Origin of the sequence: Vibrio crassostreae (assembly GCF_024347415.1) — a bacterium.
Taxonomy (GTDB): domain Bacteria; phylum Pseudomonadota; class Gammaproteobacteria; order Enterobacterales; family Vibrionaceae; genus Vibrio; species Vibrio crassostreae.
On record NZ_AP025477.1, the window covers coordinates 460,772 to 482,977 of the forward strand.

The 22,206-nt window shown below is 43.2% G+C and carries 24 protein-coding genes and 1 riboswitch; of the genes, 15 read left to right on the forward strand and 9 right to left on the reverse strand.

The window, feature by feature from the left end:
• Positions 1 to 78: 78 nt before the first annotated feature.
• The gene (locus OC193_RS17835; protein WP_048663447.1) at positions 79 to 1,371 is read left to right on the forward strand and encodes an alpha/beta fold hydrolase; all 1,293 of its coding nucleotides are present in this window, start codon (positions 79 to 81) and stop codon (positions 1,369 to 1,371) included.
• A gap of 124 nt (positions 1,372 to 1,495) precedes the next feature.
• Here OC193_RS17835 and OC193_RS17840 read toward each other — a convergent pair whose 3' ends face one another.
• The 6 genes from OC193_RS17840 to OC193_RS17865 all read right to left on the reverse strand — a co-directional run bounded on the left by OC193_RS17840 (position 1,496) and on the right by OC193_RS17865 (position 6,997).
• Positions 1,496 to 1,678, reverse strand: coding sequence for a hypothetical protein (locus tag OC193_RS17840; RefSeq protein WP_004730424.1), 183 nt, complete (start codon positions 1,676 to 1,678; stop codon positions 1,496 to 1,498).
• A gap of 245 nt (positions 1,679 to 1,923) precedes the next feature.
• On the reverse strand, positions 1,924 to 2,151 hold the full coding sequence (locus tag OC193_RS17845; RefSeq protein WP_004730426.1) for a PAS factor family protein: 228 nt from the start codon (positions 2,149 to 2,151) through the stop codon (positions 1,924 to 1,926).
• Positions 2,152 to 2,374: 223 nt separating this feature from the next.
• A complete protein-coding gene (locus tag OC193_RS17850) occupies positions 2,375 to 4,531 on the reverse strand; it encodes a cytochrome c (protein WP_048663448.1) in 2,157 nt (718 codons plus the stop codon).
• Positions 4,528 to 5,142, reverse strand: a complete 615-nt coding sequence (locus OC193_RS17855) for a cbb3-type cytochrome c oxidase subunit II (protein ID WP_184957417.1) — start codon at positions 5,140 to 5,142, stop codon at positions 4,528 to 4,530. The genes OC193_RS17850 and OC193_RS17855 overlap by 4 nt, the downstream gene beginning before the upstream one ends.
• Positions 5,143 to 6,567, reverse strand: a complete 1,425-nt coding sequence (gene ccoN, locus OC193_RS17860) for a cytochrome-c oxidase, cbb3-type subunit I (protein WP_048660316.1) — start codon at positions 6,565 to 6,567, stop codon at positions 5,143 to 5,145. It abuts the gene before it with no gap.
• Positions 6,568 to 6,610: 43 nt separating this feature from the next.
• Positions 6,611 to 6,997, reverse strand: a complete 387-nt coding sequence (locus tag OC193_RS17865; RefSeq protein WP_048663450.1) for a c-type cytochrome — start codon at positions 6,995 to 6,997, stop codon at positions 6,611 to 6,613.
• Positions 6,998 to 7,432: 435 nt separating this feature from the next.
• Here OC193_RS17865 and OC193_RS17870 point away from each other — a divergent pair, with 435 nt between their 5' ends.
• Positions 7,433 to 7,888, forward strand: a complete 456-nt coding sequence (locus tag OC193_RS17870) for a hypothetical protein (RefSeq protein WP_048663522.1) — start codon at positions 7,433 to 7,435, stop codon at positions 7,886 to 7,888.
• Positions 7,889 to 7,897: 9 nt separating this feature from the next.
• Complete coding sequence (locus OC193_RS17875; RefSeq protein WP_048663451.1) at positions 7,898 to 8,923, forward strand: diguanylate cyclase domain-containing protein; 1,026 nt, start codon at positions 7,898 to 7,900, stop codon at positions 8,921 to 8,923.
• 329 nt (positions 8,924 to 9,252) lie between these two features.
• On the opposite strand, the gene OC193_RS17880 is transcribed toward OC193_RS17875, so the two are convergent.
• Entirely contained in the window at positions 9,253 to 11,685 is a 2,433-nt protein-coding gene (locus OC193_RS17880; RefSeq protein WP_048663452.1) for a putative bifunctional diguanylate cyclase/phosphodiesterase, read from the reverse strand.
• Between the two features lie 3 nt (positions 11,686 to 11,688).
• Positions 11,689 to 12,720 carry an ABC transporter substrate-binding protein gene (locus tag OC193_RS17885; protein ID WP_048663453.1) on the reverse strand — a complete coding sequence of 344 codons (1,032 nt, stop codon included), beginning with the start codon at positions 12,718 to 12,720 and terminating at the stop codon, positions 11,689 to 11,691.
• Between the two features lie 318 nt (positions 12,721 to 13,038).
• Here OC193_RS17885 and OC193_RS17890 point away from each other — a divergent pair, with 318 nt between their 5' ends.
• The 7 genes from OC193_RS17890 to OC193_RS17920 all read left to right on the forward strand — a co-directional run bounded on the left by OC193_RS17890 (position 13,039) and on the right by OC193_RS17920 (position 17,115).
• Positions 13,039 to 13,689, forward strand: coding sequence for a LysE family translocator (locus OC193_RS17890; RefSeq protein ID WP_048663454.1), 651 nt, complete (start codon positions 13,039 to 13,041; stop codon positions 13,687 to 13,689).
• 288 nt (positions 13,690 to 13,977) lie between these two features.
• On the forward strand, positions 13,978 to 14,778 hold the full coding sequence (locus OC193_RS17895; protein WP_048663455.1) for a PhzF family phenazine biosynthesis protein: 801 nt from the start codon (positions 13,978 to 13,980) through the stop codon (positions 14,776 to 14,778).
• 103 nt (positions 14,779 to 14,881) lie between these two features.
• The gene (locus tag OC193_RS17900) at positions 14,882 to 15,385 is read left to right on the forward strand and encodes a YgjV family protein (protein ID WP_048663456.1); all 504 of its coding nucleotides are present in this window, start codon (positions 14,882 to 14,884) and stop codon (positions 15,383 to 15,385) included.
• A 67-nt stretch (positions 15,386 to 15,452) separates the two neighbouring features.
• A complete protein-coding gene (locus OC193_RS17905) occupies positions 15,453 to 15,767 on the forward strand; it encodes a cupin domain-containing protein (protein WP_048663457.1) in 315 nt (104 codons plus the stop codon).
• A 91-nt stretch (positions 15,768 to 15,858) separates the two neighbouring features.
• A complete protein-coding gene (locus OC193_RS17910; protein ID WP_048663458.1) occupies positions 15,859 to 16,323 on the forward strand; it encodes a GNAT family N-acetyltransferase in 465 nt (154 codons plus the stop codon).
• Positions 16,324 to 16,420: 97 nt separating this feature from the next.
• The gene (locus OC193_RS17915; protein ID WP_048660305.1) at positions 16,421 to 16,621 is read left to right on the forward strand and encodes a hypothetical protein; all 201 of its coding nucleotides are present in this window, start codon (positions 16,421 to 16,423) and stop codon (positions 16,619 to 16,621) included.
• A 197-nt stretch (positions 16,622 to 16,818) separates the two neighbouring features.
• Complete coding sequence (locus tag OC193_RS17920) at positions 16,819 to 17,115, forward strand: hypothetical protein (RefSeq protein WP_048660304.1); 297 nt, start codon at positions 16,819 to 16,821, stop codon at positions 17,113 to 17,115.
• A gap of 129 nt (positions 17,116 to 17,244) precedes the next feature.
• On the opposite strand, the gene OC193_RS17925 is transcribed toward OC193_RS17920, so the two are convergent.
• Positions 17,245 to 17,742 (reverse strand): fasciclin domain-containing protein, encoded by a 498-nt coding sequence (locus OC193_RS17925; protein WP_048660303.1) that lies wholly within the window; start codon positions 17,740 to 17,742, stop codon positions 17,245 to 17,247.
• Positions 17,743 to 17,945: 203 nt separating this feature from the next.
• Here OC193_RS17925 and OC193_RS17930 point away from each other — a divergent pair, with 203 nt between their 5' ends.
• From OC193_RS17930 to OC193_RS17950, 5 genes are all read left to right on the forward strand, one after another.
• Complete coding sequence (locus OC193_RS17930; RefSeq protein WP_048663459.1) at positions 17,946 to 18,929, forward strand: DUF2860 domain-containing protein; 984 nt, start codon at positions 17,946 to 17,948, stop codon at positions 18,927 to 18,929.
• Between the two features lie 161 nt (positions 18,930 to 19,090).
• Positions 19,091 to 19,585: a GNAT family N-acetyltransferase gene (locus OC193_RS17935; RefSeq protein ID WP_048660301.1), complete on the forward strand. Its 495-nt coding sequence runs from the start codon at positions 19,091 to 19,093 to the stop codon at positions 19,583 to 19,585.
• A gap of 67 nt (positions 19,586 to 19,652) precedes the next feature.
• A riboswitch (purine riboswitch) is annotated at positions 19,653 to 19,752 on the forward strand.
• A 90-nt stretch (positions 19,753 to 19,842) separates the two neighbouring features.
• Positions 19,843 to 20,856, forward strand: a complete 1,014-nt coding sequence (locus tag OC193_RS17940) for an adenosine deaminase (RefSeq protein ID WP_048663460.1) — start codon at positions 19,843 to 19,845, stop codon at positions 20,854 to 20,856.
• A 253-nt stretch (positions 20,857 to 21,109) separates the two neighbouring features.
• On the forward strand, positions 21,110 to 21,826 hold the full coding sequence (locus OC193_RS17945) for a Crp/Fnr family transcriptional regulator (RefSeq protein ID WP_048663461.1): 717 nt from the start codon (positions 21,110 to 21,112) through the stop codon (positions 21,824 to 21,826).
• Positions 21,827 to 21,992: 166 nt separating this feature from the next.
• Positions 21,993 to 22,151, forward strand: coding sequence for a hypothetical protein (locus OC193_RS17950; RefSeq protein WP_165901729.1), 159 nt, complete (start codon positions 21,993 to 21,995; stop codon positions 22,149 to 22,151).
• The last annotated feature ends 55 nt before the right edge of the window (positions 22,152 to 22,206 follow it).

Here is a 22,206-nt window from a genome sequence, read left to right on the forward strand (position 1 = left end):
CTTGCTAACTAAAGGTGCCAACGGGCGCCGTTTTTATTCGTACCGATGACATTAGAATCAGATAAAAAGGAATGAAGCGTGCAAGCTAACTTTATTGATGGAACCACCCTGTATCGTCAGCACTCTTTTGAGTTGCCACTCGATTACCAAGCAAAAGATGGACAACAGATCCAAGTCTTCGCACGTGAGCTGGTTGATCTCGCTAAGGATTCGCAAGAACTGCCGTGGTTGATCTACTTTCAAGGTGGACCGGGCTTCCCGTCGCCACGAGTAAGCGGTCAATCGGGTTGGCTAAAGCGTGCATTGCAAAACTACCGTGTGCTGCTTCTTGATCAACGTGGTACAGGCAACAGCACGGTGATCAGCCACGAAACATTGGCGCACATGTCTCCAGAGCAGCAAGCTGAATACCTATCGCATTTCAGAGCAGACAACATCGTGCGCGACGCGGAAGCGATTCGTGAGCAGTTCGGTGTTAAACAATGGTCGACGATTGGCCAGAGCTTTGGTGGTTTCTGTACACTTAGCTACTTGTCGTTGTTCCCACAAAGCTTACAGCGTTGTTATGTCACGGGCGGTATTCCGTCTATCGAGCGCGAAGCTGATGATGTGTATCGAGCAACCTACAAGCGTGTAGAAGACAAAAACAGAGCCTTCTTTGCTCAGTTCCCACAAGCGCAAGCTATGTGTTGTGAGATCTCTGATTACCTGCTTAACAACGACGTGAGACTGCCAAACGGTCAGGTGTTTACGGTTGAACAGTTCCAATTGATTGGTATTAACCTTGGTGGCGGTGAAGCAAACCTCCCTATGTACTTCACACTAGAGAGTGCGTTTGTTGAAGTGAACGGTAACAAGCAGCTGAGCTACAGCTTCCTAAATCAAATGCAGCAAGAGCAGGGCTACCTAACAAACCCTATTTACGCGATTCTGCATGAATCGATTTACTGCCAAGGCACAGCGTCTAACTGGTCGGCACATCGCGTGCGTGAGCAGTATTCGCATTTCAACTATCAATCGGGCAGTGAGTTCTGGTTTACTGGCGAAATGGTTTATCCATGGATGTTCGACCAACTAGAAACACTGAAGCCACTGCGTGAAGCGGCGAACATGCTGGCTGAAAAATCGGACTGGGGCACTTTGTACAACGCAGCGCAGCTGAGCAAGAATACGGTTCCGATGGCGTGTGCGGTTTACGCAGATGACATGTACGTAGAGCTGGATTACAGCCGCGAAACACTGGCGAATATTCCAAATTCGAAAGCGTGGATTACTAATGAATATGAACACAATGGTTTGCGAGTAGACGGCGAAAGAATTGTCGATAAGTTAATGACAATGGTTGATTCGTTAGAGAACCTGCCAAAGTAATCAAGTTACTTACTCGAAAAGCTATCTCCGATAGAAACAAGAAAACGCTGCATCCGTGCAGCGTTTTTTTTATGTCATCGAACTATTCGATTTAAGGAACTAGGAGGGGTAGCCCTTGAAGCCATTAAGGTTGGATGACGATATCTTGATTTTCAGTAGTCGATAAGCTGGCGCGGTTCTGTTCGATGAGCTGCGCCGCATAAGAGGGAGTCACAGCTTGAATTTCGCCTTTTGAACGAATCGTTAGTGCTTCCCACGCATGATCACGATATTTGCCTGTCTGTGTATATTCAATAAGTACTCTCATGATTCTTCCATCCGATGTGTGGTTAACGTGCTACTAACATTAGCGCCATTATTGAGGTTACACACCTGTTAAAAATGGAACATAAGATTAACCAAATGAGAATGCGAGCAACTTGAAAATTGCAGCGACTTGGACTTATTGTAAAGAGCCATACTTATCGTAAACAGCTCCATTTATCGTTAATAGCGTGTATAAAAAAACGCTGCACAACGGCAGCGTTAAAATGGAGATAGGTTGAAGCTAGGTTAGCTGTTTTCTAAACCAACAATCTTGCGTGCAGACATGACTGCACTATCCAAATCGGTCAATCTACCAGCACTTGCTGGACCTAGAACTGATGAATACAAAGCCAACTGCTTCTCAAATGATAAATCTAATTGGTTATATAGATTTTGGCGGATTTGAGCGTGTTGCTGTGGCTTTGCGCTCGACAGGCCTTCCAACGTATCGTAGATGAGTGTAGTTGTATCCATATCTGTCCTTCGTACATCTTTGAAAAATTTTGCACATTATGCACTTGGTGTCATCTTTGTTCTGCGAGATTGATCGCATTATGTGCAGATCTGCTTAATTGTGTAATCAGTTAGTTATAATTGTGTTGTCTGACGCCACTGCGTACAAGAGGACCGAAAATGAAAAGGAGGCACATTGGCCTCCTTTGGTTTATTGCAATTCACTGTCTAAATGATATGTCCGCTATCGGATGTTGATGGTGTTATCTCTGCGGTCATACATGTCCGGTGTGGTATGTAAGCCACCTGCGTAACCTGCAGCTTCAAGTGTTTCTCTTACCTCACGAACATGCTCTGCGGTGACTGGTTCTTGCCTGTCTCCAAGATGCAATCGCACGAAGGTAATCAACTCAGCCAGTCTCTGATCCGACAATACATCTTCAAAACTTGCCATCGGCATGAAGTTTCTATCCTTGTCGAGATAGGTGGGTTGTAGGCCACGTACGGTTACCGCAATGGTGTTGAATGGGTCGCTGTGCATGATAATACCGTTATTCAATAGAGTAGGGGCGATAGGGTCGCGACCCTTACCATCATCACCATGACACGCCCCACAGGTTTGACGATACGTGGTGTAGATTTCAGCTGCGTAAGACTCTTCATCAAAGCCTTGAGGCTGTAACGGCACGGCATCGCTGCTAATGGTGTTGTTGATATCACCGCTCAGCAAGTAGTAGGACATAGACTCAATATCTTCACGCGTCATCAAGCTTAGGCTGTTTTTCACTACATCAGCCATACCCGCAAAAGCCGTACCTTTGTCTGAGTGACCTGTGTGTAAGAAATCGGTGAGTATTTTCTCATCCCAGCCGTCGATATAGAGCTCATTTGCGGTGATGTCAGGTGCGTTCCAACCGTCGATTAAGTTACCTTGGAAAATACGTTCTGGTATCAGTGCTTGGGCAATGTTTCGTGGCGTATGGCACTCCGAACAGTGACCAAGTCCTGCGACCCAATATTTGCCTTGTTGCCACTTATCGACATTCTCAATTTCTCCTTTGAGCTCCTCTGGTACTTCATAATCAATAGGGTCGGTATCCATGAATACGATGTTCCAGCCAAGCAAACCTAAGCGAATATTGGATGGAAACATCATGCTGTTGTCATCATTGCGTCGTGGCACGGCGGTGATTGACTGCATGTATTCCCATAAATCGACCATGTCTTGGTCGGTGAGGTATTGATAAGAGGTGTAAGGCATCGCTGGGTACAGGTAACCATTCTTACCTTTACCTGCGACTAACGCAGCTCGGAAATCATCGAAGTTATAAGTCCCGATCCCTTCGGTGGTGTGTGGGGTTATGTTGGTTGAATACACGGTACCGAAAGGGGTCACAAACGGTAGGCCGCCAGCAAAGGGTTCGCCACCTTCTGCACTATGACAAGCTACACAGTCACCGGCATAAGCGAGATATTCTCCGCGCTCAACAGATGATGCTTTCAAACTCGCGAGCCTTTGTTGCTCTACTTCACCAGCGTGTCGGATATAAGCCCCAAGCGCGAGTATTTCGTTCTCGCTGAGCTGCTCATCAAACGCAGGCATTAGATTGTTCAAACCGTAATTGATGGTGTGCTGAATCTCTTCAATACTGCCCCCGTGTAGCCAAGTATCATCGGAAAGGTCAGGTACTCCAATCGCTGGGTTGGCGACCGTACCATCGGCATGGCAAGACGAACAATATTTGGCGAATAAGGTCTTACCGAGTTTGACCTTAACCTCAGGCACATCGGTATGACGCTGGTTAAGAGACGCTAGATAGTAAGATACCTTTGCCACTTCATCCGGGCGCATGATTTCGCTCCAACCTGGCATCGCACCATTTCGCCCTTTGGCAATGGAATGGATCACAGCCTCATCACTACCGCCATATAACCAATCTTGGTCGATAAGGTTAGGGAAGTGTTTCTGGCCTTGTGCATTGTCTCGGTGACACGCCGCACAGTGAGTTTGGAATAGTATCTGACCGCTGTTCACGATCTCAGGAACTGCAGCTAATCCCTCTAACGTGGTTTCACTGGTTTGTGCAAATTGCTCATTGAGAGTGGTGGATGGTGAACTGAGCTTGTCATCGCTCTGCTCCCAATCGACTAAGCCTTTCCACTCACCAAGCCCAGGGTAGAGCACCAAGTAGCCTGCAGAGAGTAAGAAGGCTACCGCATAACTGACAAACAGCAGTTTAGGTGGCGGCGCGTCTTTCTCTTCAATGCCATCAAAGGTGCCAATGGTGTGGTCGTGATCGGCCTTGTGATTGCTACGCCAGTATTTAACGACAACAGACACCATCAGAACAAAGAAAATTAAGGTTAATAATACCGCCCATAGATTCCAAAATGTGCTCATTGTGATACCTCCTGCGACGTATCTTTACCAAGGCTTTGAAGGTAACGAATTAGCGCTTCACCTTTGGTTTTGCCTCTTACTTGCAATCTCGCATCGCCAATCTCTTTGTCGGTATAAGGCACACCCAGCGTGCGCAAGGCTTCCATTTTGGCGCTGATATCATCTCCAGTCAGAGTTTGCTCAAACAGCCACGGGTAAGAGGGCATGATAGAGGTAGGGACAACTCTGCGAGGGTTTACGAGGTGAATGACATGCCATTGGTCAGAATACTTTCTACCTAAATTGGTTAAGTCTGGGCCTGTACGTTTTGAACCCCATAAGTTTGGAAACTCATAGATATCATCCGCTTCTTTATTCGGGCGACCATTACGTTTAACTTCTGGTTCTAGAGGGCGAACCATCTGAGTGTGACAAACATGGCAGCCTTCGCTGATGTAGATATCTCGACCTGCTAACTCAATAGGTGTCAGAGGCATCGCTAAGCTGCCTTTGGCAATATCATCTCCACGGACAATGCTTGGTACTACCCAAACTAATAAAGAGAAGGAGGCGACAACAACGGTGGTCAAAATTAAAATGACGATTGAATGTGTAAAGTCTTTACTCATCACTTAAGCCCCCTCATTAATGGTGTGTTTAGCGTCATGTACGGTTGGCATACGAACCGTTTTGTACAAGTTGAATGCCATTAAGAACAATCCAAGGACGAACAGCGCGCCACCAAAGAATCGTAAGAACAACCAAGGTGCTTTGAAGTCCATTGCCTCTACAAAACTGTAAATCAGTTCGCCATTTTCATTTTGAGCGAGCCACATATAACCTTCACCGATGCCTGCTACCCAAAGTGCTATTGCATAAAGAGCGACGCCGGCATGAGCGAGCCAGAAGTGCCACTTAATCAGTCGTGGCGACCAAAGATCGGTTTGGCCCCATAAGCGTGGAATGAAGTAGTAAAAGACGGCTATCCCTGACATCCCAACCCATCCAAGTGCGGCGGAATGTACGTGACCGATAATCCATTCGGTGTTGTGTGCCACCATGTTGAACCAACGAATGGCAAGTAGTGGACCTTCGAATGTCGCTAAGCAGTAATACAGAATCGCTGAGAAGAAGAATAAAAGAATGTAGTCGGATTTCAGCTTTTCTTTGTTTTGTAGCAGGGTCATTGCGCTATTGAACGCACCAGCCCACGAAGGGAGCCATAGGATCAACGACATCACGATTCCGATGTTCTGAATCCAGATCGGAACGGAAGAGTAAACGAGATGGTGTGTCCCGGCCCATGTGTAGAAGCCGACCAAGCCCCAGAAGTGGATCACAGACAAGCGGTACGAATAGATAGGTCGATCCGCCGCTTTGGGTATGAAATAGTAATTCATACCAATGATACCCGCGGTCAGTAGGAAACCGACGGCATTGTGTCCCCACCACCACTGAACAATCGCATCTTGAGCGCCTGCAAATACAGAGTAGGACTTCATCGCTAGCACTGGTATCGCGAGGTTGTTGACGATGAAAATCATGGCAACGACGATGATGAAAGCCGCAAAGAACCAGTTTGCCACGAAGATATGGCTGACCTTCCGCTTAGCAAGCGTGCCAAAGAACAACACTGCATAAAGCACCCAAACCAGTACAATCATTAAGTCGATTGGCCATTCAAGCTCCGCATACTCTTTTGAAGTAGTGTGGCCTGCGGGTAAGGAAATGACTGCAAGCAACAGGATGAATTGCCAGCCCCAAAATACCATCCATGAAAGGCTTTTATTGAACAAGTCACAGTGGCCCGTTCGTTGGGCTATATACAAAGAAGTACCCATTAAAATATTCACGACGAAGCCGTATATCACACCAGAGGTATGTAGCGGGCGCAGTCGACCAAATTGGAAATATTGGGAATCAAAGTTTAAGACTGGCCAATATAATTGCGCGGCGAGAATCACGCCGATGATCATACCTACAATCGCCCACACTAAGGATGCGACGATGAAGTACTTCACGACCTTAATGCTGTATTGCGTTGTCACTTGTTCCATAACAAGGCTCCTTGCCTAGAGGTTTTGAACCGCTGACTGAATTTTATTCGCTGACTTCGTTTGAATCGCCGAGCGAGCTTGAATCATTGCCCAGCATTGAATAGAAATAGGAAATATCACGGATATCTTGGTCTGAAAGCGTGTCTGCCTGCTGCTGCATGAGAACCGCCAAGCCACTGGTCCTTTCACGTGTCTGGTAATCTTTCAGTGAAGAGATTAGGTAACCCACTTTTTGGCCGCGAAGGTTGGGGTAAGGGTCTTGTGTAGAAATACCATCAACGCCATGACAGGTCATACACACTTTGGCTTTTTGCTTACCCAATTCGAATTGCTCTTGATCAACTTCAGCAGAAACAGGAAACATGACCAGCGTCATTACTAAGGTAGAAAGTGTCGTCATGGGGTTAAATTTTCGCTTGTATAAACTCATTATCGATTCCCTTGATTATGAAGTGAGTAAGCTTTCTAAGAGCGACGCTCGATATCGGCTGGCGTAATATGAAGCGACAGATACCAGATAAACAGGCTCTTAAAACTGCTTACGTTCGATTAAAGGTTATGCAGCGACAGGCATTCTCGCTACTTGCTGACTCATTTTTATTGTCAATTTTATTGGGCACTACGTATTCAGTGGCTGGATTGGATTACTCAAGGTGTTTAAAAAGCAGAGATTTCTACTAAATAAACGTGAGCCAATGATTATCTGGGAAGGAGCAAAGGTTGTGTTCGCGCTGGATTATAAGGTTGAAATGTTATTTAGTCAGGGTTGAGTTGTACGAATGAAAAATAAGGCAATGTCTAAGCAAGTCAAATGCCTAATATGGACTAAACTCAGATGAGTGACCTTTTTAAAACGGAGTTTAAAATGAGAATTGCACTGTTGTTCATGCTTTCATTGTGTTCATTTTCTATTTTCGCCACATCGCAACTCACCGTATTTGACCATCTAGGTCAAAAGCACCAGTTAAGCCGAGAGCAACTGTTACAACTTCCCCAACAAGAGATTATTACATCATTACCTTGGGTGGATGGAGAGCTAGTCTATAGCGGAGTGACCTTGCAAACAGTACTTGAAACCATGGACTTACCTATTGCATCTCAGGTAACTTTCGTAGCATTGAATGACTATAAAATTGCGGTGCCCAAGGAAGATTTTTACGATTACCAACCGATCATTGCGATAAAACAAAATGGTCAATTTATGTCGGTTAGAGATAAAGGGCCCTATTGGTTGATATATCCATTGTCTTCGACGCCTGATATTGATAATACAGACTTCCATGCCAAGATGATCTGGCAGATACGCGATATCCACCTATAGAGGTTCTCTATGAAAAAGCTGTTGTCGTTGACTGCCATTAAGGTCGTCGTGTTATCTTTGGCTGCGGTGGTGCTCACCGTTAATATTTACAGTGTCACTCGCATTAACGACATCAACAAAAGCTTTTCGACTCGACAAAATGAAGCCACCTGGTTTGTTTTCCAGTTAGTAAAGGAATATGCCAATTTTCTGATGGTAAGTCGTTCCGAAACTATCGATTACGATGAGTTATGGCTAGCGTACGATATTACGTGGAGTCGTTTTGATATATTGATTAACAGCACTGAATCTTCCAATTTCATTAAGTCAGCAAATTTTAAGCCTTATTTCACTTCGGAGTTTGATAAATTTAAGAGCTTGGAATCATCGATAAAATTGGTCAGTGAAGGATTATTACCCAAGGAGTCATTACAGAAAAAGGTCGATATTTGCTACCACACACTTGTAGATTTTATTAACGACAAGTTTCGCTTACAAAGCCCTGTGATTGAAGAAAATACTTCAATGGTTGATAACTTAGTTACCGTCCATCGAATCAGTAGCGTGTTTCTAGTTACTATCTTGCTGATTACCGGGGTTATTTTCTATGTGGATTTCTCTATCAAAAGAAAACTCTACTCTACGGATTTTATTACAGGGTTTCGTAATCGAATCTCATTGATGAAATTTGTGAAGAATAGCTACTCGAAAGACAACAACTTTGATCTCTATTTTGTCCGAATCAGAAACCTTACTGAAATTAATCAAAAATATGGTCTTGAATATGGCGATCTTGTAGTGAGTTCGGCAGCTAAGTCTCTGACTGCTAAGATACCAGAAAGCACCATTTCGTTTCGCAGTAGCGGAAGCCAGTTTTTATTTTTTATTCCTGACCATTTGTACGCGAGTGATGAAATTCAGGAGAAATTTAACGACGTGCTCAGTGATTACATCTCGGCAGGTAACCTAGAGTTGATGATTGACGCCGTAGTCAGGCATAAGAAAAACATAAGCTCCAAAGATATGATGGAGTTACTGACCTCGATGCAAGGCTAAGCTTCTTATATGGCTTAGTCTCGTTTTTATCCCTCCCTACTGATACCTCTCATCTTATTGGCACTTGTATGTCTACGTTAAGAGCCTTAATGAAGCTAACCAAGCTAAATTTATTAGCTTGGTTAGCTTACGTACTAACTTGTTACCCTCATTAATATGTTGGCTTATGAGCAAGAAGGGGGCTTCATTTGTTTATTCGGGCTTGTCGATAGGAACTGTTAGTTCAAGCGTTTCGGTGAGTCTGTGCTTATTGCAGGAGGGTTATTCAGATGATAATGAAGCAGAGGTTTGGCCATGGTTGTTAAGTCATCGAGCTTACCGAAACACGACTATTGTTTCTGATTAAGTGAGACAATCCTATCGTTAGTGTTTGGTTCTAAAAGCGATTGTTGGTCTAGAATGGCTTGTGGATTATGGTCACGGACAAATTCAATAAACTCAATGTAAGTTAACGGTTGGCTGAAGAAATAGCCTTGAATGAGGTCACAGTTGGCTTTTCGAAGAAGATGATACTGTTCAAGAGATTCGACTCCTTCACCTACAACGAAGGTGTTACAAGAGTGTCCTAAGTTAACCATGGATTCGACCATCTTGCGGTCAGCCTTATCGTCGACGATATTATCGATAAAGCTCTTATCAATTTTAAGTTCGTCAACAGGGTAATGGAGAAGTTGGTTAAATGCTGTGTAACCCGTACCGAAGTCGTCAAGGGAAACTTTTAAACCTAAGCTTCTGATACTCTCAATGGTCTGCACCGTAAGTTTGCTGCTTTTAACGTAACTGGTTTCGGTAATCTCTATAATGATATTGCAAGGCGGAACTTTATAACGCTCGAGTACCTTCCGAACATTGTCGGCAAAGTTACGGTTGTAGAGTTCCATCGCCGAGATGTTAATGGACAAGGTGCCACTGTATTGGTGAATATCTGAAAGCTCTTTATAGCTCTTGATTGCGGAACTAATGACCCACATGTCGAGTTTGGATATCAAATTACTTTTCTCTGCGACTGGAATGAACTCATCTGGTCCTGCCTTTATATCAAATAGAGCTGGGCAGCGAATCAGACATTCTGCTCCGTCAATCTGAAGTGTTTTAGCATTGAAAATAGGCATAAAGCGAAGTTCAAAGTTGTCGCTCTCGCAGCACTCCAATAGTCTTTTTTCGATAACATCATGCCTTTCAAGTGAGTGGAGTAACTCTTCGCCATAAACAATCCTGCTCTCCCCATCGCTGTGATTCTTAGCGTTAATCAACATCGCATCAATACATCGGTGCCATACCTCTTTAAATTTGGGGGTGTCGACAGGCAGAACGCCCGTTGCAATCGAGAGCCTAAACCCATAGTAATCGAGGAAAGTCGTTCCCGTAAGAGTGTGGTTAATGTTCTCAATTTCTTGGTTTATTGACTGATGATCACTTATTTCTAATATGGCAATGAACTGGTTTCCTCCCAACCTTGCTACTGAATAGTCGCTGCAACTAAAGCCAAAAGAGGATTGTTGGTTCTGTAAGGTTTCTCTTAGTACTTTGGCTAGACTAACGAGCACATTGTCACCCACTTTAGCGCCATATAAATCATTGATTTTACGGAAATCGATAATATCCCAACAAACCAAGTAGCAGTTTGGGCGCATTGAACTTTTTATACGTACATCTAGGTGTCGAATGAACGAGCGTCGGTTGGCCAACTTTGTTAATTGATCGAATTCAGCTTCAAATTTCAATTCCGTTAGTGAATCAATGTAAGCGTTCTTAAGACCATCGATCTCACTTTGACCAGATGAGCGTTTGAAATATCTAAGTTTGAGCCCGCCAATGGAGATCTCGTGTAACAAGTCTTTGAGTGGGCGAACTAATTGATAGCGGACGACCATGTGTACGATGAGCATGATTATGATTAATGTTGTCAAGCAACCAAGTAAGGTCTGCTGAGCGATAATGGACTTTTCTTGATTGAATTTTTTTTCTCGGATATTAACTTGGGCAAGGAAGTGACGGCTGTTCATCTCAACTTTGATACGGTCTTTGGTTTGTTCAAACGACTTGATGACGAACTGCGTATTTTCGATATGTTCTGTGTTTGATGACGGTTCAATTAGTAGTTGCATGTTGTCATCATCGTTGTATTTGTTGAGCAAATTAGACAACTGTTTTAATGGTCCGTCTGCAATTAATATATATCGATTCAGACTGTTGTTCGCGCGCTTGTCTTGCGGGACTAAATAAGGATCGATCGCGGTAACGTAAGCATATCTAAGCTCACCACTCACAGAGATATAGGAGAAACCTTCATAAGACAGTTCGTTTCTATTGATTAACGAGGTATAGATATCGAAGACTTTTTCATAGATGTTATCCGGGATTTTTAATCCCTCGAAAGGGTCTGATCGTAAAGTAGAAAGCGTTAACTTGAATTTAGGATCTACGACATAGATATTACGTTGACCAAATTGATTAACATGACTTTGGTTTAAGACTCGAAGCACTCTTTTCTCTAATAGAGATAGGGTGGTGTAGTCACCAGGGTTTTGAATATATCTCAAGAACTGTAGGGACGAACCAATATCTTTTACTAGTAAAGATAGGCCAAGTTGTTCGTACTCAGCGGCCACTAGAGCGGTGTTCACGTCGGACTGAACTTCGTCTAAGTACATATGTTTTACGTGGTTGGAGGCTAAGTTATAAGTAACCATCCCGCCCATTGCAAACACGAACAATAACGTGGGAATGAGTACAAAATAGAGCTTCTTTAATACTGACATTAATTATCTTAGACTGTCGACAATGCGGTTACGAATTTGAATACTATTGGGTTCGAGTTGTTCATATAGATGGCTACGCTCTAATACCTCTTTGCTAGGGAAAAGCTCAGGATCATTCTGATATTCTTGAGTGGTCAGGGCTTTTGCTTTTGAACTTGGAGTCGCAAACCATGACCCCATCGCGTTTTGAGCGGCGATCTCGGGTTGAGTTAAGAATGATAGAATTGTTATCGCTTGTGGAGATAGCTCACCGTTGTTAATTGCTGCAATACACTCCAACCATAACGTGGTGCCCTCCTGAGGGACAATATAGGTCCATGAGGCATTAGGGTCGGCATCATTCAGTACATAGCTGTCACCGGAGTAGCCGTAGGCGAGATCTATATCTGCGAGACGTTCAGGTTGGTGGGTATAGTCAATGACGTATTCGCTACTTTCTATATGAGGCTTTTGTGCTTGCAGAGTCTTGTAAGCTATGCGTAGTTCTTGCTCGTTATTAGTGAATGGATCAAACCCATTTGCTAGCAACGCGGTACCCACTAGATCGGTTGGTTCGTAATACATACTTATGCGACCACTGCTGTTCGTGTCTGGTTCAAGAAGAGCTTTCCAAGAGGTAGGAGGGTTTAATTTGTCACTTCGATATAAGATTCCCGTCGTTCCCCAAGCATAGGGGATGCCATACTCGCCACATCCTTCGACCCACCTTGAATCGATGTTATCCGTAATGGATTGTTGTAACTCACTGAGGTTGTGAAACAGGTTCTGCTTGGCTAACGCATTGAGCTTTACACTTTCTATAATCACTAGCTCAAATGCGCCCCGACGTTCGCTTAATAGCACTTCATCTCTGATCGACTCGTCAGAAAAAAACTGCTGTTTCAAATAAATGCCGTACGTGTCGCTTAGTTCGGTCACGACGCTATCGGATAGAAATTCATCCCAATTGTAGAGATAAATCTCATCCTGTTGGCTAAAGGCAGTGCCAGTTAAAAAAGATGATGACGCAAGAACTGAAACATAAAATGCTTTCACTGACGGATTCCTTTCCTACTTTGCTTAACTAAATCGTAGCCCAAATTTTGCGACATAGCTCAAATTTAGGTCTCTAATTTCACTTCAACATCACGCAATGCATCCAGGTGGAAAAATCCTATAACCTAATTGGAGCCAAAAGTAAGCTTTAGCACAACATCACTACGTTAAATCAAGGGGATATCAACCCTTGACCGATGAAAACACGGGATTTGTTTGGTTATTAGGTTACTAGTAAATATATATTCAACTACTTGAGCATTTTTTCGTTATTTATGCAATAGTAGGGCATTAATTGAACGATAAGGAGGTTGGTTTATGGATGCAGGTTTAGTTGGAATTTTTGTTACCGTGGCGATTGCTCACTTTTTGGCGCTATTAAGCCCAGGACCAGATTTTGTGATTGTGGTGAAGAGTGCTGTTCGAAATAAGGGAAAAAAAGCCCTAGGCGTTGCATTCGGTATTGCCAGTGCGAATGCGGTTTACATTGCTTTGTGCCTAGTTGGCGTAGGCTCGATTTTGGCAGCATCCGTTTCTATTATGATTGCACTGAAGATAATTGGTGGAGTGTTTCTTGTTTATCTTGCAGTGCAAGCCATAAGAGCGAAGAAATGTAATTACAATAATATGGATGTTACCGAAGGAGATAGCTTCAACCAAACGACTTTTTTTAAAGAATTCCTCACCGGTTTTCTATCTGGAATCCTTAATCCTAAAAACCTATTGTTCTATTTGAGTTTATTCTCTGTGGTATTGAACAAAGATATTGGCTTCATGTTTAAGTTGGGGCTAGGTATTTGGATGACGGTGGTTGTCTTTATATGGGATGCGGCGATCATCTTCCTGTTATCTGCGCCCAAAGTACGTCAAGAGTTTACGCGTGTTGCTTACTATATTGATAAAGTGACAGGAGTAATGCTAGGCCTACTTGGTTTGACCATTGTGAAATCTGCGCTAGTACGTCAATAGGTTCAATTTGAGTCATCATTGCTGAGTAACTTCACGTTTGTGGCACGATACAATGCTTATGTGCCGCGAATGTGCGTATGTTTCCTACCTTGTCTGATACGTTTTATCTAGTGCTTGCCCGATATTAAACCTTCTGCTTCATCCACCAATTCTTTTCATAACTCTTTGTTTATCTTTCCTTACTCTTCAAATAACTATTAATAAAATTTCTGTTGAAGACTTGTAGCACAGTGTATTTGTGCTTATTGTAGGCACAATATTTATCCGATCTCAAAGCTAGGAAACATTGTGAATTTAGAGATATATCAAGTGGATTCGTTCACAACTCAAGCTTTTAAAGGAAACCCCGCAGGGGTCTGTATTTCCAAAGAGCCATTGGGTGAGTCGTTAATGTTTTCAATTGCTGAAGAGATGGCTGTATCCGAAACGGCTTTTTTGTCACTTAACACTATGACACTTAAATGGTTCACTCCAGAAGTAGAAGTGAAGCTGTGTGGGCACGGTACACTGGCAACCGTTCATGTGATGAAAGAGCAAGGTCTGCTCAACACAGGGGGTAGGGTCATATTTAATACCTTATCTGGGGAGTTGTCTGCCGCAGTTTGTGAATCGTCTATTGAGCTTGATTTCCCTAGTACACAGTTATCATTGTTTACTGAGCCTAACCTCCTGTTGCTCGAACATCTTGGTTTAGAGTCGAACCAAGTCGTTTCATTCCGAGAGTTTGATTCTAAGCAGTTAATCGAAGTGACTGACGAACACGTGTTGTTGGCGCTTGCACCCAACTTTGATGCTTTGAAAGGCATGAAGGGGCGAGGTGTTGTAGTGACGGCACTGTCGTCGAACCCTGAGCTCGACTTTGTTTCTCGTTACTTTGCACCTTGGGTGGGCGTTAATGAGGACCCTGTTACTGGCTCAGCGCATTGCGCACTCACGCAGCATTGGGCTGAGAAGTTAAACAAACGCAGTTTCAGTGCCTATCAGGCATCACGCCGTGGTGGCCACATGTCGACTGAACTATTAGATAACGGACGCATAAAGTTAATTGGCTCTGCTACGACTGTGATCAGTGGTGTGTTAAAAGTTTAAGGCGTTATTGGCTGTATCTGTTTCAGCTCATCAAGTGCGTTCGTTCGATTATTGATGATTGAATTAAACGGCTAGGGCGTAAGTTATTATTGAAGGAATCACTGTGTCAGCGTTTTATCTATCTCAAGTCTTAGTCGCCATTGCGATTTGCTTTGATCTTCTGTCATTCCAGTTCAAGGAAAGGAAGAAAATCGTCACGTGTTTGTTCTTTGCGGGCGTGCTAATTTCAAGTCACTTTATTTTATTAGAGCAGTGGACGGCGGCAAGCTTAATGACGATTGCTACGATTCGTTATTTGACGAGTGTGTTCTCTACCTCGTCTAAGTTTAAGTATTTGTTCTGTTCGATGTCTGTGGTGGCGACTGCGGTAACGTACTCTGGGCTGACCAGCATATTGAGTTGCTTTGCCTCTGTGTTTCAAACCTTTGCTGCGTTTAATAAGGATGACCGTCGATTAAGAGAGCTAATGATCATCGGAACCAGCTTTTGGTTGATCCATAACTATCTGGTTGGTTCTCCAACGGCGGTGCTGATGGAAGCGTTGTTTATTTGCAGTAACCTGGTTGGCTATTACCGTTTTTACTTCAAAAAGAATGCGATAGCTTAGAGTTTTAGCCTGCTGTAACGCAATAAAGTCTACCGCATGACTATGATTCAAGAATTAGGAGAGCTCGATGCCAAATATCTACGCTGATATCCCATCATCGTTACCCAATGAGGTGTTCACAGATATCATTAGTAATGACAATGTTCGAATTGAGCGAATCCTGTCACATGGACACAGCTCCCCAGAGGAAGGTTGGTACGACCAAGACGAACACGAGTGGGTGATGGTGATCGAAGGGCAAGGCGTCATCGAGTTTGATGATGGACGTGTTGTTACCTTGTCTAAAGGGGATTACATCAACATTGCTGCGAGAGAAAAGCATAAGGTGATTGGTACGGTGGAAAACGTTGTGACGATCTGGTTGGCTGTATTTTATCGTTGAATCTCTTTGTTCTAGAATCGACTCATTTAGAGAGCGCTTAGGGGCAATACGGTACTTGTCCAATACACTAAATACATGAAAGGATTATGTCGTGGTTAGAATTAGAAATTACCAACCTAGTGATAACAAAGCGTTATGGGAGATTTATTTTCATACCGTCCGTAACATCAACGTTCGCGATTACTCTCAAGAACAAGTCGAGGCTTGGGCACCAAGTGATTTTGATTCGGAACTGTGGGACAAATGTCTTCGCCGTATACAGCCCTTTGTGGCCGAGTTAGACGGGCGCGTTGTTGGCTATACTGACTTGCAACCCAATGGCTTGATTGACCATTTTTTCTGTCACCATGAATATCAAGGAAAGGGGGTAGGAAGAGCTTTGATGGAGCATGTATTTTCAGTCGGCAGAGTTCGCGGTGTTTCTCGATACTTCTCAGAGGTGAGTATTACCGCCAGACCTTTCTATGAACATCTTGGATTCAAGGTTGTGAATGAGCAAGAAGTTGACATGCGAGGCGTAAAACTGACGAATTACGTGATGGAGAAAGTAATCTAATAGCCTGAGCTAACCATCAATAGTGTTGGCGGCTTCGAGTTATGTGCATCTTTATTGGTCTAATCTAAACTAATAAAGACTACATGGAGTGTGGCTCATGAATATTGTACTTAGTAATAAGATCCTCGTCTTAATTTCCTCTCTCTCATTGGCAGCAGGGATATTGGCTTTGAAGTTCGGCTTCGAAGGGCTATTCCCGATCTTTGTCGTCGTTATTTCTTTCTTTTCTGTCGTTATCAATCTGTATTTGTTGTGTATCAGTCGAGAAGAGAAAGATGTCTCCGATTCCTATCAGTAAGCGAATACAGCTCGTCCCGAAGCATTAACCAAAGGGTTTGAAAAACATAAGAAATAACCGACATGAATGACCGGATTTTATTTCTCATAATTCTCAAATTTGCGACATTTGTTGGTGGGTTTTTTACCATGTTCTTAAGAACTTTTTCCGGGTTGCATATAGTATGCAGGCTGATTTAGTTTAATTAAGGAATCCAAGTGGGAATAGAAGCTTTGGCGTTTGTAATGGACGCTTTAATCACGGCATGTTGCATGTACATTGCGTCGAAAATGTCATTCGTTGTTGCCGACTTTAAATCCCTCCTTACCATCGCTGTTATCGTTGCTCTAGTGTCGTTGATTCCAACTGTAGGGTGGGCTCTCGGGTTGATCCTTTTTGTATTCCTTCTCGGGAAGGCAACACACGCGAGTATTGGTGACTGTATTTGGGTAGTGGTGTTTACCAAGGTCGTGTCGATGGCGGCTTTTTTGATATTCGGACGTTTGTTTGTCTAGCTGTACACGCAAAAGAAAGTTCGCCTTCTTTGATGACGAAACTCAGTTATCTCTAAACACGAAAAGGGTGCGAACGAGTCACACCCTTTAAAGAATTTTTGAAGGCTTAACACTGGCTTTACCCATTGATTATTTTGGTAGCAGTACCGCATCAATAACATGGATGACACCATTGCTTGCTTCAACGTCTGGCATCACGACTTTAGCTTTGTTGATCATCACACTGCCATGATCAATCCCTACCATTACAGCTTCACCTTGGACTGTGACTGCGCTGTTCAGTTTCATTACTTCAGCCGCCATAATTTTCCCAGGTACGACATGATAAGTCAGTACTGCGACTAACTTGTCTTTATTCTCTGGTTTCAACAGCATATCGACCGTTCCCTCTGGCAATGCTGCAAAAGCCTCATCGGTTGGAGCAAAAACGGTAAATGGTCCGTCGCCTTTCAATGTATCTACTAAGCCTGCTGCTTTTACCGCCGCAACTAGGGTGGTGAACGAGCCGTTTTCTGCTGCCACATCAACGATGTCTTTCTTCATACCGTGATGATTCGCGTGAGCGAAAGCTGTGAAAAGAAGTGTTGCGAACAGTACTGACAGGGTTTTGCTTAAGTGATTAAACATATTGTAGTCCTTTGAGTTTGTCTGTTATTTCCGAGAGGTATTACGAAAGCCTAAAAGCGATAGATCAACTTATTGCACCCTCGTGACACTTACTTCAACTGCCAAAGTCATCAGATGGATAAAAAATCCATGTTAAATACTTGTTGTAGTTGCATTTTGATACTTATAGTTAGTGGGTGATTATTCAAATAATGGATGTGAATATGAGGTTTGCTTTACCAGTTGTATTTTCTGCATTGGCTTCAATGCCTGCTTACAGTGGCCTTGCTCCAAGTGAAGGTTTCAGCGGTAACTTCAGTGTTTTGGCCGGTTTCTACTCTGACAGTAGTAATTTGAGTACTGAACAAGATTCGAATCAAGCAACCAACACTGAGGAAGGGAATAGCGAAAAGCAAGGGTTACTCGGCTTTTTGGGTACCGTTCAATATACTTTTGGTGAATCGCTGACTCACCAAGTGTATGCAGGTACGACACGAGAGGATATTGCAACAGGTACCATCGCGTTTGAGATTGGTTACAGACATCAACTTTTAGGTGGCACCATATTGGATTTTTCTGTTCTTCCTACGCTTATCTCAGGTAAGGCTTGGTCTGATCCTTACGCGGTTGGCGTTAATCGAAATGAAACTGATGTCAAAGGTAATGTAGGGCGATTGCAACTAACTAATATCGGTGGAACTGCCTTCCAAACGGATTTTGCTATCGGGGAATCCGATGTTGATGATGAATTGTCAGGTACACAAAGCTTGTCAGCACAGGACGCAGCGCTACTCGATAGGGAAAGAACCTATGTGTATGCCAAAGCAGGATATCGATTCATACTGCCAAATCAAACCGGCCTGTTAGTGCCTTCTATGGTGTATTTTCATGCAGATGCGGAAGGAGATGCGCTAAGTTTTGACAGCTACGGTATTGAACTGAATTACGCGAAGAGAATTGGTCGCCATGGTTTTGTGGTCACATTAGATGCCAGTGATCGTCAGTATGATGAAGCAAACCCGATTTATGGAAAAACTCGTGAAGAGAACGAATATGGCGCCTTCTTAGCGTATGAATTTGGCGGATTGATGGGTTATGAAGATTGGTCGTTTATTACTTTACTTGGTTTAAGAAGCATAGATTCAAACATCGACTTCTATAACTCTGAACAGGTACTCGCGAGCGTCGGTGTCGACTATAAGTTCTAAAGATTAGATATTCCGAAGCTTTGTATAACGCTAAGATTTCGTTGGGTTTATTATCTGTTTAATTATTTCGAGCACTTATAATCTTAAAGGTTGTAGGTGCTCGTTGCTATCCGTAATATGAAAGTCGTTCAGTTAAAAAGATCAGATAGTAAGGAAGCGCTTTGGAAATACAAATTAGACACCTAGAACTCACCGACAACCAAGATATTTTTGATATTTATCGTCATCCATCAGTATCAGAAAACACCTCACAAAAGCCTTTTCTTAGCTCTGATCAAGTGGAACGATTGTTTGGTCACTCAGACCATTTCACTTTAGTCGCAGAAGTGTCAGGTAAAGTAGTGGGCCATATTACTTTATTCATGACCACCAAGGTAAGAGACAGGCACTGCGCTGGTCTTGGTATTGCTATTCACCCGGATATGCATGGTAAAGGGGTCGGTAAGGCGTTAATGCAAGAAGCGATCAATCAGGCGGATAACTGGCTTAACCTCGTGCGTCTTGAGTTAGAGGTTCATGCTGACAACCACGCCGCTATTGCTTTGTATGAACGTGTAGGTTTTCAGTTAGAAGGCACAAAAAGGCTCAGTACGTTCAAAGGCGGTAAGTACATCGATATGTTACTAATGTCGAGAATACGACCAGATTACCTTTGATATCGAGCTAAATCGGTTTTTACTATGTTACTGATTAATTGATTAGTGAAATTTACGCAGAGCTGTGTATAGTAGCAACCGTTTGCTTCGTATAACCCCAATGATATGGTTTGGGGGTCTCTACCAGCTCCCTCAAAGTGCTGATTACGAAGGGTTTAGATCACAATTGTGTTCTTACTCTTTGTAATAGCGTTCAAGAAAACCTCCTGTCTATTATTTAGAGTAAGTGCGCACCTAAAATCCATAGTAGGTGAAATATGAACGCATTTATTCAAGGGCTTCCAAAAGTAGAGTTGCATTTACACATTGAAGGCTCACTCGAACCTGAGTTGCTTTTTCAACTCGCTCAACGCAACGGCATTGAGCTACCTTACTCATCCCCAGAGCAGTTAAGGCGCGCATACCAATTTGATGACTTGCAGTCGTTTCTGGATATCTATTATCAAGGTGCAGATGCGCTTCGCACTGAACAAGATTTCTATGACCTAACATGGGCGTACTTAGAGCGCTGTAAGGCTGATAATGTTATTCACACCGAAATCTTCTTTGATCCTCAGACACATACTGATCGTGGTATTGCATTCGAACCAGTAATTAACGGCATTTATCGTGCACTAGAACAGGGGCAAAAAGAGCTGGGTATTACCTCTCAAATTATCGCCTGTTTCTTGCGTCACCTATCTGAAGAGCGCGCCATTCAAACGTTCGCCGATGTGTTAAAACATCAAGATAAGATCGTCGGGGTTGGGTTGGATTCTTCTGAATTAGGACACCCACCAGAGAAGTTCAAACATGTATTCCAACAAGCGAAACAAGCGGGTTTCTTAACGGTGGCACATGCAGGGGAAGAAGGTCCTGCTCAAAACATTGTGGATACGATTGAAATGCTTAGCGTGAGTCGAGTGGATCATGGTGTGCAGTGCATGACAGATGACGCTTTAATCGTCGAATTGATTGAGACCAAAATGCCGCTGACCGTGTGTCCATTGTCTAACATCAAATTACGAGTGTTTGATGTAATGGAAGAGCACAACATTGTCGAACTGTTGAGGAAGGGTGTCGCTGTAACCATAAACTCTGATGACCCAGCGTATTTTGGTGGCTACATGTCGGATAACTTCAACGCAGTGAGCCAAGCTCATGAGATGACGAAGAAAGAACTGGCACAGTTTACTTTGAATGCGATTGACGCGAGCTTTATCGAAGAGTCATTGAAGCAGCTATATCGTGAGCGTGTTCAAGACTACCTTTCTAAAGCCGATTCTGAATAGTCTCTAGTTTAGACTTCGGCAATAAAAACTCTGTAGCTTAGAGTCTTATAACGACCGACATATGTTGGTCGTTTTTATATTGCTTCTACGCAATTCTTAGGTAAGAAGTAACCTAACTGACTAAGAAGTATGATTTTATTTTCCGAAAAACATCTCGTCTTAGCGGTAATGAACTACCTTTAGAAGGAGTGAAAAATGCAGCACTAACGCTGTATAACGTGAACATAGCGATTGTCGGAGGAGGAATACACCGTTGTTAGACCCAACAATCAGTGAACAAATTGAGTGGCCATGTGAATTGCCGCAAGAATTGATCGATAGCTTAATCGAGATTGCTGTTTTCAAAACGAGTGTTCATAGCCTGGAAATTACCAAGAAATTCCAAAATATGCCTGGCGTTTTCTATATTCTGAGTGGTTCTGCAGGAATCTGTTTTTCTACTGAGAATATGAAAAGCATATCCGGTGGTGTGATTGGAAGAGGAGATTGGCTAGGTGCTTTGTCTATTCATGCTGACTACAACCTCTTTGCTGTGGCAGAGGAGGTCGAGCCTATTACCATGGTACTGTTTCCTGCCAAGAAGGTGTTAGCGCTTGCCGAAGAGCAGTGCATGGTATTCAAATGGTTGTTGCATAGTGGGACCAAAGCACAATCTATTTGGATGCAAGCTTACTTATCCTCGATTCATGAAAAAGAACAGAAAACCATTTACGTCTTGTTGGAGCTTGCTGCACGCCAAACCAATATAGCAGGTGCGACCGTGAGTATAAATATCTCACAAACTCAATTGAGTACTATTACAGGGATCTCGAGACCCAGGTTGAATGAGGTGCTTAAAGGTATAGAGCAACAGGGCTTAGTGAAGATAGAGAGAGGGAAGGTGTTCATCACTGATGCTGAGGGTTTGTATGAGCGTATTTCACCAATGAATTTGATGATGCGCGATCCTGTCGCTGAGATTAAAGCGTGAACCTCTAAAAGCACAGCTAACCTTTGGATGATTAGATTTTGAGTGATTAATCAATATCACACGAAAACATTATGCACAGTGTTCTTTTAGGAACATACACCACAAGAGAATATCTATAACGTTCACTCTAGATTTATAAATTGAATTAGAGCGGAATAGAATTGTTATGAAAATGGCTGTACTGGAATATAAAGTATTGGGACTTGGTGACTGGATTAAAACAAGAATTTCTAGCCGTTGTGCATACTTACTGGCTGAAGAATATAAAGCGTTGGGATGGCCAACCAGAGTGGATGGCAAAGTGGTATCCACTGAGTCTGCTTAATCTATACGAGCCTAAAGTACCTAGATGAAGACAAAAAAGAAGCTGGCAGTGTGCC